Raw genomic sequence first — 12,020 nt, 5'->3', positions numbered from 1 at the left:
TCGCCGGGCCACGCGGTGCGCGCGTCGGGCGAGGCCACGAGGTGCGCGTTCGCGAGCAGCGGCGCGTAGGCGTCGCGGAACACCGGCACGTCGGTGACGTGCAGCGCGCCCAGCGTCTCGCCGTGGTAGCCCTGCCGCAGCGCGACGAAGCGCCGCTTGCGCTCCCGGCCCGCGTTGCGCCAGGCATGGAAGCTCATCTTCAGCGCGATCTCCACCGCCGAGGCGCCGTCCGACGCGTAGAAGCAATGGCCCAGCGCATGCCCCGTGAGCGCGGCCAGTCGCTCGGCCAGTTCCACCGCCGGCGCGTGCGTGCAGCCCGCGAGCATGACGTGCGGCAGCGTGTCGAGCTGCGCCTTCAGCGCCGCGTTGATGGCCGGATGCGCGTGGCCGAACAGGTTGACCCACCACGAGCTGGTCGCGTCCATGTAGCGCTTGCCTTCATGGTCGAACAGCCACACGCCCTCGCCCCGCGCAATGGGCAGCGGCGGCGCGGCTTCGAGGCGGATGCTCTGGGTGCAGGGGTGCCACACATGGCGACGGCTGCGCTGCTGCCAGCCGGCATTGCCGGCGGAAAAATCGGTCGTTGGAGGCACCCGCGCATTCCTTGGATTGAGGGACAAGGCGCGGGATCGTATCGACGCGTTGCGCTGCCGGCAAACCGGTTTTCCGGCTGCGAAATGGCGGTGTTTTGGGCGATGTTGACCGGGGTAGCGCGCGCGTTCGGGGCAACGTCGCGCAAGACAGCGGCATCGTGCGCGCGGGCCCAAGGGCGGGTGCGTTGCAAGTTGTCAGGCTGCCGCCAGAGATCGCCGTGGAATGTCCGGTTCTCGCTGGAGAGCGAGGTACCTCCGCAACTTTCGGACACGCCAATGGCGGATCTGCGACACCCGCTCAGGCCGAGCTTTTTCTCACCAGCGCGGTGATGTAGTCGCGCAGCGAGATGGCGCCGCGCTCCGGCCGCTCGGGCGCCTCCTTGGCTTCCAGCGTGAGCCGCGTCATGGCCGCATACGACCTGGCCGCCGCCTGCGAAAAGCCCAGCGCCTCGAACGCCGCCACCCACTGCGCCTGCGGCGTCTGCACCGCCTCGACCGGGCGCCCCAGTGCCTCGGCAAACGCCGCCGCCACGTCCGCCGACGAATAGCGCGCCGGCCCTTCGACGAAGTACAGCCCCGACGATTCCGCCGGCCCCAGCATCAGCCGGGCCGCGAACTCGCCCAGGTCGTGCGGCGCGACCATCGGCAGCGTGAAGTCGGGCGGGTACATGGTGTGCACCTTGCCCTCTTCGCGCGCGGTCTTCAGCGACGCGTCCCAGTTGCTCATGTAGTACGCCGCGCGGATCACGCCCAACGGCGCGGGCACGGCCTGCAGCGCCTGCTCCATTTCGTGGAGCACGCCCAGGTCGCCGATGCCTTCGCCGGGCTGCGCGCCGTAGGTCGACTCGGCCACGATCTTCTCGGGCCTGCAGCCTTCGAGCGCGGCGACGATGGCGTGCAGGCTCCGCTTCTCCTCGGCCACGGTGTCCGTCGATGGCTCCGCCGGCGGGTTCAGCACGAAGATGCGCTGGCCGCCCTGCAGCACGCGGTGCAGCGCGGGTGTGTCGAACACGTCGACCTGCGCCACGTGCGCGCCCTTGTTGCGCAGCGCACCGGTCTTGCCGGCATCGCGCGTGACCACGGTCACGGGTTCGTTGCGCGCAAGCAAGGCCTGCGCGAGCGCCGAGCCGACATGGCCCGTCGCGCCAAGAATGATGTGCATCGTGCGGCTCCCGTGCTCAGCCGCGCTTCTCGGCGTTGCGCTTGCGCGTGGCCGCGGCCTTCTTCGCCGATGCGGAACGCTCGGCGGCCGTGCGACTCGCGGCAGCAGCGCCGCCCAGGCGACCGCCCTTGCGCGCCGGTGCATGGTTCTCGGCCTTGCCCCGGCCCGAGCCCGACTTCTTGCCGCCACCGGTCTCGGCGTTCACCGTGGCCCAGGCGCGGCGTTCGGCTTCGCCCTTGCCGAGGCCCCGGTGTTCGTAGCCTTCCTCGATGTGCTCGGCCTGTCGCTTCTGCTTGTCCGTGTAGGACGACTTGTCGCCTCTTGGCATGGCATGGCTCCTTCGGTTGAGAAGCTTCCCATGCTGGGGGTACGCACCACCGCGCGGGTAAGAAGACGCACGCGCCGCGCGTCAGCGCAGTCTGTCTTCTGTCAAGGGCGTGTCAGGAGCCCGGCTTCATGCGGCGCAGGTGCGCCAGCATTTCCTCGCGGACCACGCCGGTGATGTGGCTGCGCCGCCCGTTCTCCAGCATGCCCAGCCGGCGCGCCACCGGCCGGCCCGGCAGCTGCAGCACGCACAGCGCGGGGTCGCTTTCCCAGTCGAAGTTCTTCAGCAGCGGCGCCATGGTGAAACCCACGTTCTTGCGCACCAGCTCGGCAATGGCCAGCAGCGAGTTCAGCTCCAGGAATTCCCTGGGCACCAGCTGCAGCCGCCGCAGGATGCGGTCGATGCGCGCCCCGGTCGGCGTGCGCCGGTCGAAGCGGATGAAGGGCTGCGTGGCGAACAGGTGCGCAATGTGGGTGTCGGGCGCGGCCACGCCCGCATTGGCAATGACGACCAGGGCCTCGTCGTAGCACCGCGTCCACAGCAGGCCCGGCACGTCGGGCCACTGGCGCTCGACCACCACGGCCGCGTCGAGCTCGCCGCTGGTCACGTCTTCCATCAGCTGCATCTGCTCGCGCACGCGCAGCTCGACCTCCAGGTTCGGGTGCAGCGACTTGAGCTGCGCGAGCGTGCTCGACAGCAGCCCCATGGCCGAAATCAGCGAGCCGAGCTTGATGGTGCCGGCGATCTGCCGCTGGTCCTGCAGGTCGCGCCGCATCGACTCGTACTGCGCCAGCAGCTCTTCGGCGCGCGGCAGCAGCAGGTGGCCGGCCGGGCTCAGCACCATGGTGCGGCCGGTCTTGTCGAACAGCGTCTTCTTCATTTCGGCTTCGAGCGCGCGCATCTGCTGGCCCACGGCCGCCTGCGTGAGCGCCACCTGGTCGGCCGCCGCGGCAAAGGAGCCGCCCCGGGCCGCGGCCACGAAGGTGCGAAGAAAGCGGATGGTGCTCATGGCGTGGGCGGCCCAGAAAAGAGAAAGAATTTCTTTATTAATTCTAAATAATTTTTAAATTTATTTTTCCTGTACCTGCAAAACAATGCGGGCCATGGTCATTGCCCTAGCGCCTTCAGACGGCAGGCCGATGACAAGAACAACACAGCCCCTCCACCTCTCATGACCACCCCCGAATACTTTCCCCTCGTCGATGTTTCCGGTACGCCACGCGAACGCGGCGTGCAGCACGGCCGCGCGGTGCCCGAGCGCGTGGCCGGCGGCGTGGCGCTCTACCGCGCCCAGCTCGGCCGCCGCGGCCTCGACGACGCCACCATCGCCCGGCTGGCCCGTTCCATGCTCCCGCTGATCGAGGCCTACGACGCCAGCTACCTCGAGGAGATGCGCGGCATCGCCGAGGGCGCGGGCGTGCCGCTCGAAGACATCGTGATGATCAACTGCCGCACCGAGATGCTGTTTGGCTATGCCGACATGAAGGGCTCCGTCGACCCCAAGGCCAAGGTCGACACCGAAGCCGCCTCGTCGGAAGACGGCGACTGCACCGGCCTCGTGGTGCTGCCCGCGCGCTCGGCCACCGGCCGCCTGATGCACGCCCACAACTGGGACTGGCGCCAGGAGTGCGTCGACACCGGCATCGTGCTGCGCATTCGCGGCAACGCCGGCCACCCCGACATGCTGACCTTCACCGAGGCCGGCGCGCTGGCGCGCCACGGCTTCAACGGCAACGGCGTGTCGCTCACCGGCAATTCGCTGACCTGCCACGAAGACTTCCAGCAAGGCGCCGGCGTGCCGCTGGTGCTGCTGCGCCGCCGCGTGCTGGAGGCCGCCAACCTGGCCCAGGCCATGAAGGCCGTCTGGGCGTCGAAGCGCTACTGCGCCAACAACATGATCCTGGCGCAGGCCAGCGGCAACGACGGCTCGGGCATCAGCCTGGAGACCTCGCCCGGCGAGATCTTCTGGACCCTGCCCGAGAACGACCTGCTGGTGCACGCCAACCACTGGATGTCGCCCTCGGCCATCGTCAAGCTGCGCGACCCCGGCCTGCCGCAGCGGCCCGACAGCATCTACCGCCAGCACCGCGTCGAAAACGCGCTGCGCCGCGTGACCGCCCAGCCCGAAGGCCGCATCGACTGGCCCCACGTCAAGGCCGCGCTGGCCGACGAGTTCGGCAAGCCCGACGGCGTGCTGCGCACCCCGAAGCCGGCCGACTTCAGCAGCATCTCGGCCACCGTGGCCACCACCCTCATGGACGCGGCCAGCCGCGTGATGTGGGTCGCGCGCAAGCCCTACGAGGCGCGCAATTTCCAGGAATACACGCTGTAAGGCCCGCCCCGCCATGACCACGACAACCAGCACCCCCCCGGCCGCCCCCGCCTTCGCCGAGCAGCGCGCCCGCGCCATCTACGACCTGGGCCCCAGCACCATCTACGCCGCGCGCAGCGACCCGCGCTTTTCCTATTGCACCTACGTGCCCGAGCACATCGGCAAGCCCGGCGCGCGGCCGATGCAGCTGGTGGTGGTGATGCACGGCACCGGCCGCGGCTTCGTCAACTACCGCGAGGCCTTCAGCGGGTTCGCCAAGTGGAACGACTGCATCGTGCTGTGCCCGCTGTTCCCGGCCGGCGTGCGCGGCGACGGCAACCGCGACGGCTTCAAGCACCTGGTGGAGGCCGACATCCACTACGACCGCATCCTGCTGGACATGGTGGCCGAGGTGGCCGAGAAGTTCGGCTGCGACTTCAGCCGCTTCGCGCTCTTCGGCTATTCGGGCGGCGGCCAGTTCGCCAACCGATTCGCCATGCTGCACCCCGAGCGCCTGTGGGCCGTGTCGATCGGCGCGCCGGGCTCGGTGACGCAGCTCGACCCCACGCAAGGCTGGTGGGTCGGCACCAGGGACTTCGAGCAGCGCTTCGGCAAGCCCATCGACCTGGACGCGCTGCGCCACCTGCCCGTGCAGATGATTGCCGGCAAGGCCGACATCGAGACCTGGGAAATCACCCACCGCGAAGGCGGCAAGTACTTCATGCCCGGCGCCAACGACGCCGGCCGCACCCGCCCCGAGCGGCTGGAAACGCTGCGCCGCTCCTTCGAGGCCGCGGGCGTGAAGGTGCGCTTCGACCTGCTGGACAACGTGCCGCACAACGGCTTGGCCTGCGTCGACACCGTGCAGGACTTCTTCGCCGACGCGCTGTATGCGCTGCGCGAGCCGCGCGCCGTGTCATCGTCGGCCTGACGTCCGCTTCAACAAGGAAAAAGGCCCATGTTCCGTTTCGCAGCCTCCCGCATCGCGATGGCGATACCCACACTGCTCATCGTGGCGGTGTCGGTGTTCGTGCTGATACGGCTGATTCCCGGCGACCCCGCGCAGCTGCTGCTGGGCGACCTCGCCACGCCCGCCAGCCTGGCCGAGCTGCGCCAGCGCCTGGGCTTGGACCGCTCGGTGCCGGCGCAGTTCGGCATCTGGTTCGGCCATGTGCTGCAGGGCGACCTGGGCACGTCGATCAACAGCGGGCAGGACGTGCTCTCGCTCGTCACCGACCGCTTCCTGATCAGCGGGCGCATCGTGCTCGTGGCCGTGCTGCTGGCCGCGATGGTGGCGGTGCCCGCCGGCATGGTCGCCGCGTGGAAGCAGAACCGCGCGCCCGACCTGCTGCTGGTCGGCTCGGCCACGCTGCTGGTGTCGATTCCCACCTTCTGGCTCGGCCTGCTGTTGCTGCTGCTGTTCGGCCTGAAGCTGGGCTGGCTGCCGGTGGTGGGCTACGTGGGCATTGCAGAAGACTGGAAGAACGGCCTGCTCTACCTGCTGCTGCCGGTGCTCACGCTGTTCCTGCATGAAATCGGCGTGCTCATGCGCATGGCGCGCGCCAGCACGCTCGAAGTGCTGCGGCTCGACTACATCACGCATGCGCGGGCCAAGGGCCTGTCGGAGCGCGCGGTGCTGATGCGCCACGCCTTCAAGAACGCCTTCGGCCCCACGTGGACCTTGATCGGCCTGGTGCTGGGCAACCTGCTCGGCGGCATCGCGGTGGTGGAAACGGTGTTCACCATTCCGGGGCTGGGCCGGCTGCTGGTCGACGCGATCTTTGCGCGCGACTACCCGGTCATCCAGGGCTGCCTGCTGTTCGTGGCGGTGATCTACGTGGCGGTGAACCTGGTCATCGACCTCTGCTATCCCTTCTTCGACCCGAGAGTCGCCGTCGAATGAGCACGATGAAAAGAAAAAAGCGCATTCCCCTCAATGCCCTGCTGGGCCTGGTGATCGTCGGCGTGGTGCTGCTCGCGGCCATCGGCGGCGCGGTGTGGACGCCGCACGACCCGCTGCGCATCAACTTCGGCTCGCGCCTGAAGCTGCCCGGCGCCGCCTACCTGCTGGGCACCGACGAGTTCGGCCGCGACGAGCTCTCGCGCCTGATGGCCGGCGCCTCCACCAGCGTGTGGATCAGCGTGCTGACGGTGAGCTTCTCGATCGTCGTGGGCAGCATCGTCGGCGTGCTCACGGGCTTCCTGCGCGGCTGGACCGACCGCATCGTGATGGCCTTCAACAACGCGCTGCTGGCCTTTCCGGGCCTGCTGCTGGCGCTGGGCCTGCTGGCGGTGGTGGGCGCGAACCAGTACGGCATCGTGCTGGCGCTGGGGCTGGCCTACACGCCGTCGGTGACGCGCATCGTGCGCGGCACGGTGCTGTCGCTGCGCGAAAAGGAGTTCATCGAATCGTCGCGCGTGCTGGGCAACTCCGAGCTCTACACCATGGTGCGCCACGTGCTGCCCAACTGCACTGCGCCGCTCACGGTGCTGGCCACCTCGATGTTCGGCTGGGTCATCCTGGCCGAAAGCGCGCTGTCGTTCCTGGGCCTGGGCGTGCCGCCGCCGGCGCCCACCTGGGGCAACATGCTCGCGTCGGCGCGCCCGTTCATGGCGCAGGCCAGCTACCTCTCGATTCTTCCGGGCCTGTGCATCGCGCTGACGCTGCTGGGCATCAACCTGCTGGGCGACGCGGTGCGCGACTGGCTCGATCCGCGCATGAAGGGCGTGCAATGACGACGACCACCACCACAACCCCCCTGGTCAGCGTCGAAGGGCTGACGCTGGCCGTCGGCACGGGCGGGCGCGAGATCGTGCGCAACGTGTCCTTCGACATCGCGCCGGGCGAGATGGTCGGCATCGTCGGCGAATCGGGCAGCGGCAAGACGCAGGCCGCGCGCGCCATCATGGGCCTCACGCCGCCGCCGCTGGTTCGCACGGGCGGCCGCATCCTGTTCGAGGGCGAAGACCTCGCGCAGGCCAGGCCGGCGCGGCTGCGCGAGCTGCGCGGCGCGCGCGTGGGCATGGTGTTCCAGGAGCCCATGACCTCGCTGAACCCGTCGATGACCATCGGCAAGCAGCTGGGCGAAGCGCTGGCGCTGCATCGGCGCAACCTGTCGCCGGCCGCGCGGCAGGCGCGCATTCTCGACATGCTGGCGCGCGTGGGCATTCGCGACCCCAAGGGCGCGCTGGACGCATGGCCGCACGAGTTCTCGGGCGGCATGCGGCAACGCATGATGCTGGCGTCGGTGATGCTGCTGGAGCCCGCGCTGCTGATTGCCGACGAGCCCACCACCGCGCTCGACGCCGTGGTGCAGCGCGACGTGCTGGAGCTCATGGTCGGCCTCACGCGCGAGCATCGAACGGCCGTGCTCATGATCAGCCACGACCTGCCGATGGTCGCGCGCTTCACGCAGCGCATGGTCGTGATGCGGCACGGCGAGGTGAAGGAAACCGGCCGCACCGACGACATGCTCGAACACCCGAAGCACGAGTACACGCGCGAGCTGCTGCAGGCCATGCCGCGCCGCCTGCCCGCGCGCAGGGTGCCCGACGAGGCGCTCGTGGTCGAGGTGCGCAACCTGGTGGTCGACTACGCGGGCCACCGCCGCCTGTTCGCCAAGGCCGTGCCCAAGCGCGCGCTGCACGGCATCGACCTGGTGGTGCGTCCGCGCGAGGTGGTCGCGGTGGTCGGCGGCTCGGGTTCGGGCAAGACCACGCTGGGCCGCACCATCGCGGGCCTGCTCACGCCCAGCGGCGGCGACATCCTGTTCCGTGGCCGCCCCATCCTGCGTTCCGACGCGGGCTGGGCCGACTACCGGCTGCAGTGCCAGATGGTGTTCCAGGACCCGTACGCCTCGCTCGATCCGCGCATGACCATCGGCCAACTCGTGGGCGAAGGCCTGCGGCTGGTCAAGGGCATGTCTTCGGCCGAGAAGGCGCGCCGCGTGCAGGAAGTGCTCGACGAAGTGGGCCTGGGCACGTCGTTCGCGCCGCGCTACGCACACGAGCTGTCGGGCGGCCAGCGCCAGCGCGTGGCCATTGCGCGCGCCATCGTGCGGCGCCCGGCCTTCGTGATCGCCGACGAGCCCGTGTCGGCGCTCGACGTGACGGTGCGCGCGCAGGTGCTGGAGCTTTTCGCCGAACTGCAGAAGCGCCACGGCTTCTCGTGCCTGTTCATCAGCCACGACCTGGGCGTGGTCGAGCAGGTGGCCGACCGCGTGATCGTGATGCAGGACGGCCGCATCGTCGAGCAGGGCCCGCGCGACGCGGTGTTCGACGCGCCCACGCAGGACTACACGCGCAAGCTGCTGTCGGCCATTCCGGCGCTGGAGCCGACCGCCGCCGGCGGCGTGCGGCTGCGCTGGCGCTTCGGCGCCGAGACGCCCGCCCTCGCCTGATTGTTTTTCAAGTTTCGTCATTGCCCCGCAGGAGTCATTTCATGCCCCGCCTTACCCTTCGCCTCGCCGCCGGCACCGCTGTAGCCGGCGCCTGCCTGGCCGCCACCGGCGCCTTCGCCCAGACCACCGTCACCGTGGCGCAGCCCGCGGACATCCGCTCCACCAACCCCGGCGTGAACCGCGACAACACCACCGACGGCGTGGTGCTGAACATCGTCGAGGGGCTGGTGGGCTACCGCATGGACGGCAGCGTGGGCCCGCTGCTGGCGCAGTCGGTCGACATGTCCAAAGACGGCCTGACCTACACCTTCAAGCTGCGCAAGGGCGTGAAGTTCCACAACGACGCGCCCCTGACCTCGGCCGACGTGGCCTGGAACTGGAAGCGCTACATGGACCCGAAGACCGACTGGCGCTGCACCAGCGAGTACGACGGGCGCAACGGCCTGAAGGTGGTGGAGACGGCCACGCCCGACGACAGCACCTTCGTGATGAAGATCAACAAGCCCTCGGCCGTGTTCCTGGACACGCTGGCGCGCACCGACTGCGGCATGACCGCCATCCTGCACAAGAGCTCGCTCAAGGCCGACGGCAGCTGGGACAAGCCCGTGGGCACGGGCCCCTTCAAGTTCGGCGAGTGGAAGCGCGGCGAGTACGTCACGCTCACCGCCTTCAAGGGCTACACCTCGTCGCCCGGGGCCACCAGGTCCGACGGCTACATCGGCCTGAAGGCGCCGCTGGTGGACACGGTGAAGTTCCTGGTGGTGCCCGACGCGGCCACGGCGGCGGCGGGCCTGAAGTCGGGCGCCATCGACGCGGGGCAGATCACGTCGAGCGACGCGCAGGAAATGAAGAACGACCGCAACCTCACGGTGCAGGCGCCGCCCGAGGCCATCAAGAACGTGCTGCTGATCCAGACGCGCGACCCGCTGCTGAAGAACCAGAAGCTGCGCCAGGCCATTGCCGCGTCGCTGGACATCGAGCAGATCGTGGCGGCCGCGTCCGAAGGGCTGGGCTCGGCCAACAACTCGGCCATCCACAAGGGCTCGGCCTTCTACAGCGCCGCACAGAAGAAGGGCTGGCACTACGACCCGGCGCAGGCCGCCAAGCTGCTGCGCGAGGCCGGCTACAAGGGCGAGAAGATCACCATCCAGACCAACAAGCGCGCCCACGTGCCGAGCTACACGGTGGCCGTGCTGGCGCAGGCCATGATGCAGTCGGTGGGTATCAACGCGCAGCTCGAAGTGCTGGAGTGGGCCACGCAACTGGACCGCTACAACAGCGGCAACTACCAGATCAGTTCGTTCAGCTATTCGTCGCGGCTGGACCCGTCGCTGAGCTACGAACAGTTCTCGGGCCCGAAGGACAAGCAGTCGCGCAAGGTGTGGGAAGACCCGCAGGCGCTGAAGCTCATCGACGACAGCTTTGCCGAGTCGGACCCGAAGAAGCGCCAGGTGCTGTTCGACCAGATCCACGCGCTGATGATCCAGCAGGTGCCCATGGTGATGCTGTTCAACGGCATCGACGCCTGGGCCGTGCGCAAGCGCGTGAGCGGCTTCGCGGTGTGGGAAGGCAAGCCGCGCCTGTGAGGCGTGTCGGTGGCCGGCGGGCGCAGCTGACTAGGCCAATGCTTCAGGCGCCGCCGGCAAGGGGCCCGGTGCGAGCGCGGCCACCATGGCCAGCAGCGTGTCGCCGAAGCCTCCGCGTGCGCGTGCGTCGGTGCGCGCGCTGGTCGTGACGCGCGGCGCCGCGCTCCATGCGATGCGCGCGCCAACGGCTTGCAGTGCTTCGACCAGCGCCACATCTTCGCTGCACGCGAGCGGCGCGAAACCGCCAGCACGTCTATAGGCCTCGGCCGACACGCCGAGGTTGGCGCCGTGCACGTGGCGGTGCCCATCGGCATGCATGTAGCGGCTGTCGAAATGCGCCCTCACCCGCTCGCTGTCGGCGCCGAGCATCGCCCAGTCATCGACGGTGACGCAGCCGCAGACCGCGTCGGCTTCTTCGGCGAGTTGCATCGCGAGCCAGTCGGGCGCGACCACGGTGTCCGCATCGGTGAAGGCCAGCCAGCGCGCGCCGACGTCGATGCACAGCTCGGCGCCCCTGGCACGCGCGACGCCGACGTTGCGCACGGCCAGCACCAGCCGCGCCACGCGATGTTCTTCTGCGATGCGGTCGCTGCCGTCGGTGCAACTGTCGAGCACCACGATCACGCCGACCGCCTCGCCGTTCAGCGCCGGATGGCGGGCCGCTTCCTTCACGGCGGCGAGCGCGTCGCCCAGGCGCTCGCACTCGTTGTGCGCCGGAATGACGACGCCGATCACCGGATGCCCTCGCGCCGGGCCACCGAGCGGCCGTCGCGTGCCCACACCCGCAGCACGAAGTCGTCTTCCTCATGCAGCACGAGGCGCGCAAGGCCCAGCGCGCCGAGCATGCCGTGTACCGCTTCGGTCGGCAGGCTGCGCTGCGCGAAGGCGGGGCGCCAGTCGCAGGCGACCAGCGTGCCGTCGGCGTCGAGCGAGGCTTGGCAGCACTCGGCCACGCGCCGCATGTCGTCGTGCGAAAGAAAGTAGCAAAGCTCGCTGAGCACGATCAGGTCGAACGGGCCGGCGTCATGCGGCCAGTCGGCGGGCAGCGCATGTGCTTCGACACGCACGTTGGCAAGCTCGCCGGTGCGCGCTTTGGCAACACGCACGGCGCGGTCCGAGAAATCGCTCGCGAGCAGTTCGTCGCACCGAGGCGCGAGCGCATGCGTGAGTTCGCCCGCGCCGCAGCCGGGTTCGTAGGCCTTGCGGTAGCGCGTCTTCGGCAGCGCGGCCAACAACACGGCGCGCTTGCGGGCCTCGTACCAGCGTTCGCGCAGCGCATACGGGTCGTCGCTGCGCGCATAAAGCGCGTCGAAATAAGGGCGCTGCCCCTCGCTCACAGGAACACCACCTCGTAAGGCCGCGCGGCGCGCTGCACGGTGGTGGCGCGCAGCACCGGCCCCGAACCGGTGGACGGGTCGCGCCGCAACTGGCTGGTGAAGGCCTGCACCGCCGCGCGCTTGCGGCGAACCGCCTCCTCGCTCAGCGGCAGGCGAAAGGCGTGCCGCCACGGCATGCGCGCGTCGCCGGGGCGCGACCAGTGCCAGCCCCACACCGGCACCTCGACCATGCGCGCGCCGCGCTCGCGGCGGCCATGGCGCAGGCCTCGCCGGTGGCTTCGTGGTCGAGGTGGCCGTCGCGGCGCC

Annotated in this window: 12 protein-coding genes and 1 pseudogene; 6 read left to right on the top strand and 7 right to left on the bottom strand. The window is 69.6% G+C overall.

Annotated elements, in window-relative coordinates; all coding sequences use genetic code 11:
• The 4 genes from BMG07_RS36830 to BMG07_RS36815 all read right to left on the bottom strand — a co-directional run.
• A partial coding sequence (locus BMG07_RS36830; protein WP_198088627.1) for an aminotransferase class III-fold pyridoxal phosphate-dependent enzyme occupies positions 1-593 on the bottom strand: 593 nt, incomplete at its 3' end.
• A 298-nt stretch (positions 594-891) separates the two neighbouring features.
• A complete protein-coding gene (locus BMG07_RS36825; RefSeq protein WP_198088626.1) occupies positions 892-1,755 on the bottom strand; it encodes an NmrA family NAD(P)-binding protein in 864 nt (287 codons plus the stop codon).
• A gap of 16 nt (positions 1,756-1,771) precedes the next feature.
• Positions 1,772-2,083, bottom strand: coding sequence for a plasmid stabilization protein (locus BMG07_RS36820; protein WP_198088625.1), 312 nt, complete (start codon positions 2,081-2,083; stop codon positions 1,772-1,774).
• A 112-nt stretch (positions 2,084-2,195) separates the two neighbouring features.
• Positions 2,196-3,089, bottom strand: a complete 894-nt coding sequence (locus BMG07_RS36815; protein WP_198088624.1) for a LysR substrate-binding domain-containing protein — start codon at positions 3,087-3,089, stop codon at positions 2,196-2,198.
• A 162-nt stretch (positions 3,090-3,251) separates the two neighbouring features.
• On the opposite strand from BMG07_RS36815, the gene BMG07_RS36810 reads away from it, so the two are divergent.
• From BMG07_RS36810 to BMG07_RS36785, 6 genes are read left to right on the top strand one after another with little or no spacing between them, the layout of a single operon-like run.
• Positions 3,252-4,412 carry a C45 family peptidase gene (locus BMG07_RS36810; RefSeq protein WP_198088623.1) on the top strand — a complete coding sequence of 387 codons (1,161 nt, stop codon included), beginning with the start codon at positions 3,252-3,254 and terminating at the stop codon, positions 4,410-4,412.
• A gap of 13 nt (positions 4,413-4,425) precedes the next feature.
• Entirely contained in the window at positions 4,426-5,322 is an 897-nt protein-coding gene (locus BMG07_RS36805) for a hydrolase (protein WP_198088622.1), read from the top strand.
• Positions 5,323-5,349: 27 nt separating this feature from the next.
• Positions 5,350-6,294, top strand: a complete 945-nt coding sequence (locus BMG07_RS36800) for an ABC transporter permease (RefSeq protein WP_198088621.1) — start codon at positions 5,350-5,352, stop codon at positions 6,292-6,294.
• Positions 6,295-6,299: 5 nt separating this feature from the next.
• A complete protein-coding gene (locus tag BMG07_RS36795; protein ID WP_198088620.1) occupies positions 6,300-7,127 on the top strand; it encodes an ABC transporter permease in 828 nt (275 codons plus the stop codon).
• Positions 7,124-8,791: an ABC transporter ATP-binding protein gene (locus BMG07_RS36790; RefSeq protein WP_198088619.1), complete on the top strand. Its 1,668-nt coding sequence runs from the start codon at positions 7,124-7,126 to the stop codon at positions 8,789-8,791. The genes BMG07_RS36795 and BMG07_RS36790 overlap by 4 nt, the downstream gene beginning before the upstream one ends.
• A gap of 41 nt (positions 8,792-8,832) precedes the next feature.
• The gene (locus BMG07_RS36785; protein WP_198088618.1) at positions 8,833-10,377 is read left to right on the top strand and encodes an ABC transporter substrate-binding protein; all 1,545 of its coding nucleotides are present in this window, start codon (positions 8,833-8,835) and stop codon (positions 10,375-10,377) included.
• 30 nt (positions 10,378-10,407) lie between these two features.
• Here the strand turns inward: BMG07_RS36785 and BMG07_RS36780 are convergent, their stop codons facing one another.
• The 3 genes and pseudogenes from BMG07_RS36780 to BMG07_RS36770 form a co-directional block, all read right to left on the bottom strand.
• Entirely contained in the window at positions 10,408-11,112 is a 705-nt protein-coding gene (locus BMG07_RS36780; protein WP_198088617.1) for a glycosyltransferase family 2 protein, read from the bottom strand.
• A complete protein-coding gene (locus BMG07_RS36775) occupies positions 11,109-11,714 on the bottom strand; it encodes a class I SAM-dependent methyltransferase (protein WP_198088616.1) in 606 nt (201 codons plus the stop codon). Before BMG07_RS36775 ends, BMG07_RS36780 begins: the two co-directional genes overlap by 4 nt.
• Positions 11,711-12,020: pseudogene (locus BMG07_RS36770) on the bottom strand (hypothetical protein); the annotation flags it as partial. The pseudogene BMG07_RS36770 and the gene BMG07_RS36775, both read right to left, overlap by 4 nt.

The organism is Variovorax sp. E3 (genome assembly GCF_016082275.1).
Classification (GTDB): Bacteria; Pseudomonadota; Gammaproteobacteria; order Burkholderiales; family Burkholderiaceae_C; genus Variovorax.
The sequence above is the reverse complement of the archived record's forward strand: the minus strand, read 5'-3'. Positions and strand labels throughout refer to the sequence as shown.

Bases quoted from the DNA above. Each gene is read 5' to 3' on its own strand.
- BMG07_RS36825 (WP_198088626.1), bottom strand. From the start codon at position 1,755: ATGCACATCATTCTTGGCGCGACGGGCCATGTCGGCTCGGCGCTCGCG.
- BMG07_RS36820 (WP_198088625.1), bottom strand. From the start codon at position 2,083: ATGCCAAGAGGCGACAAGTCGTCCTACACGGACAAGCAGAAGCGACAG.
- BMG07_RS36815 (WP_198088624.1), bottom strand. From the start codon at position 3,089: ATGAGCACCATCCGCTTTCTTCGCACCTTCGTGGCCGCGGCCCGGGGC.
- BMG07_RS36810 (WP_198088623.1), top strand. From the start codon at position 3,252: ATGACCACCCCCGAATACTTTCCCCTCGTCGATGTTTCCGGTACGCCA.
- BMG07_RS36805 (WP_198088622.1), top strand. From the start codon at position 4,426: ATGACCACGACAACCAGCACCCCCCCGGCCGCCCCCGCCTTCGCCGAG.
- BMG07_RS36800 (WP_198088621.1), top strand. From the start codon at position 5,350: ATGTTCCGTTTCGCAGCCTCCCGCATCGCGATGGCGATACCCACACTG.
- BMG07_RS36795 (WP_198088620.1), top strand. From the start codon at position 6,300: ATGAAAAGAAAAAAGCGCATTCCCCTCAATGCCCTGCTGGGCCTGGTG.
- BMG07_RS36790 (WP_198088619.1), top strand. From the start codon at position 7,124: ATGACGACGACCACCACCACAACCCCCCTGGTCAGCGTCGAAGGGCTG.
- BMG07_RS36785 (WP_198088618.1), top strand. From the start codon at position 8,833: ATGCCCCGCCTTACCCTTCGCCTCGCCGCCGGCACCGCTGTAGCCGGC.